Origin of the sequence: Phenylobacterium sp. (assembly GCF_035276905.1) — a bacterium.
Lineage (GTDB): Bacteria > Pseudomonadota > Alphaproteobacteria > Caulobacterales > Caulobacteraceae > Phenylobacterium.
Genome location: NZ_DATELG010000412.1, coordinates 1 through 3120 on the forward strand (window position 1 = coordinate 1; position 3120 = coordinate 3120).

Below are 3120 nucleotides of genomic sequence, written 5' to 3' on the forward strand. Positions count from 1 at the left end.
CGCCTGACGGCAGGGTCGCCGTGGCGGAGTTGACGGTCAAGGGTGAGGCGTCTTCCGAGGCCTTGTTGCCGGTCGCCGGCGCGGGCAGGCGGAAACCCAACGCCACCACCAGCGCGCCGATGGCCAGGGCGACCTCGCCACCGCCAAACACATAGACCAGCGCCGTGACGCTTCGCGCGGTCTGTGGATCCAGCGTGCCGGCACGCTGTTGCTCACGCAGCTGGTCCAACCAGGGCTGCAGCAGGTGCAACTCGGCGACGATCAACAGCCAAGTCACCATCGTAACCAGAGCCGCCGCGGCGAGCGCCCGCAGCCAGCCGACGAACAGGCCGCGCGTGACCGGCATCACAAACAAGCTAATGAAGATCGGTCCGGCCGCCGTCAGCACGCCGATGACGATGGTCGTCGCGGCCAGCACGCCGGCCGTGCTGAGGAACAGCACGCCCGACGCTGTCGACAGGGAATCCGCCGCCGCCGCCGCGGGGCTGGAATAGGTCGTCGCATTGCCCGCGCTCTTGCCAAAGGCGACTTCCACCGACGTCAGCTGGTCATAAACGTCCTGCAGCCCTCTGACGGGATCGCCGCCGATGCCCTCGGCGCCCCGGAAGGGCTCTGCGATCGCCGCGGCCAGTTCTCCCGGCGCATCGGCCGCCACATTGAAGACAAGGGTCTGGAACGTCGGCCAACTGGTGACGAGCGCCAGCACCGCACCGATCTTTAGCGCCATACCCGACACGCTCGAAAGGCGCACGCCACGGCTGGCCACCAGCATACGGTACCCGGTCACGGCGACGTAGATCGTCAGGATTGCGGTGAGCGCTTGCTGGAAGACGCTCGATCCGGAGGTCAACGCCCCATATCCAGCGGCCGCGAGGCTGCGGGTCTCGCAGTCCACGCCGCCGAGGACGCCCTCGATGACGCCCTGGGCTGCCAGATTGGCGCAGTCGGCGATCATGCTGCGCTGCGCCCTTGCTGCATGAAGTAGGGCAGCCATGCGGAGGTGTCATCGCCCAGTTCCTCGCGCAGCTGATCCAGGCGACGCACGGCGCGCTCGGTCCCAGCCAGGACCGACAGCTGGCCCGTCAGCCCCGTCAGGTCGAGGCGAGCCACCACGCTATGGTCGCCCTGCTTCACCAGGAAGCAGCGCGAGGTGTCGGGCAAGGTCCTCACGAGTTCGTACTCATGCTCGCTCAGCCCGAAGCCCTCGACGTAGTCGCGCTCGCGGGCGCGGCTGTTCGGGAAGAAGATCTGAGTGGCCGCCTGCTCGATGATCGCCGAGGCGATCCGGCTGTCCAGGGCGTCGCTGGCGCTCTGGGTGCAGAAGCCGATGACGCCATTGCGCTTACGGATCGTCTTCTCCCAGTCCTTGAGGCGGCGCACGAACACCGGATCGTCCAGCGCCTTCCAGCCCTCGTCGACCACGATGATCGCCGGCGTGCCGTCGAGCCGCTGCTCGAGCCGGTGGAAGAGATACATCATGGCCGGCGTGCGAACCACGGGCGCGTCCAGCAGCCGCGTCATGTCGAAACCGAGGATCCGCGCGTCGTCCTCGAGCCGGTCGGCGGCGTTGTCGAACAGCCAGGCGTGCTCGCCGCCCTCGCACCAGGCGCCGAGCCGGGCCGCCAGGTCCCCTGCCCTGGGGCGCCGCGCGCCGCGGAACATTTCGCGCAGGAAGCGCAGCCGCCGATAGGCCGGGACCTGGGCGAAGTTGGCGTCGACCGCCTCGGCGATCAGCGTGCGGTCTTCGGCGTCGAGCGTCGCGCCATCGACGGTGAGCAACTGGGCCAGCCACTCGATCAGGAAAGCGCGATTGGCGGGCGTGTCGGCAAGAGCGAGCGGGTTCAGCCCCGTCGGCTCGCCGGGAGCCAACACGTCGTAACGACCGCCGACGGCCCGGATGAAGGGCTCTGCGCCGCGATCCTTGTCGAAGTAGGCGATCCGCGGCTTTAGGCGTTCGGCCTGGGCCAGCAGGAAGGTGAGTAGCACGGTCTTGCCCGACCCGGAGGGGCCGATCACCGTGAAGTTGCCGAGGTCGCTGTTGTGGAAGTTGAAGTAGTAGGGCCCGAAAGCGGTCGTCTCCAGCACCGCGATCGCCTGACCCCAATGGTTGTCCACGCTCTGGCCGACCGGATGGTTGTGGAAGCTCGCCAGGCTAGCGTAATTCGCGACCGAGATCAGCGCCTTGCGCGCGATGTAACTGAAATTGCCAGGGAACTGGCTCCAGAAGCCCGGCTCCAGGTTGACGTCCTCGCGCACCGCGATGGCGCCGACCTCGGCGAGCGCCGACTGCACGTCGGCGACGTTGGCGTCGAGGCCTTCAAGGCTGTCGCTCTTGGCCAGGATGGTCAGGTGATGCTCGCCATAGGCGGCGCGGCCGGCGCCAAGGTCGTCGCGCGCTTGGGCCAGTTCCTGGCGCAGGCTGTAAGCGTCGTCTTCGGCGGCCCGCAGGCGCCGCAGCGCCAGGCCCATCCGGTCAAGCGCAGCCTGACGGTCTGCGTAGCTGAAGCTTTCGGTCAGCACCATTTCCATGGGCAGGCGCAGAACCCCGTCAAGCAGCCCGGGCACGGTGCGCGCGGGGTAGTCCTTCAACGAAACCATCGCCCCGTATCCGCCGTCGGCGCCGAAATCCATCGCATCGCCGCCGAAGCTCAGCCGTCGCTTCGCCAGGACATCGGCGAGTTCGCCGGAGGGCAGCATTACCGGATGCCGCTCGCCGCTCAGCAACAGGGCCAGAAACTCCGCCAGCTCCGAGCATAGCGCGCCACTGGCGGCCTCGTAGGCGCCGAGCGTGCGTGGGCCGTAAGGCGTCAGCACCGACTCGAACGCTTCGCGCGCCGAATGCAGTTGCTTGAGATCGCGCTCGCCGCCGCCGCGCGAACCAGGCCCGCGGGCCAAGCTCTCCAGAAACCCGACGCCGCCAGGTTGCGGCCGGCGCACCAGGGTCAGGAAGATGTCATTGACGTACAGCTGCCGCCCTTCCAGCTGACTACGCCATTTGCGGTCGAGTTCGCGGCAGAAGGGGTCCTCCGGCGGCGTCGCGAACTGCGGCGAGACCCGCCTGCGCACCACATGGTGGTAGATCGACAGCTGTGCGCTCGCGGCCCCGCGAAGCACCGTCTC

At 68.2% G+C, this 3120-nt stretch carries 2 protein-coding genes; both read right to left on the reverse strand.

All coding sequences use genetic code 11. The features are described from left to right. On the reverse strand, nt 1-955 hold a 955-nt coding region (locus tag VJS38_RS19645; RefSeq protein ID WP_324089839.1), incomplete at its 3' end, for a type IV secretion system protein. Next, nucleotides 952-3120, reverse strand: a 2169-nt coding sequence (locus VJS38_RS19650) for a VirB4 family type IV secretion system protein (RefSeq protein ID WP_324089840.1), incomplete at its 5' end; no start/stop codon positions are given. The genes VJS38_RS19650 and VJS38_RS19645, both read right to left, overlap by 4 nt.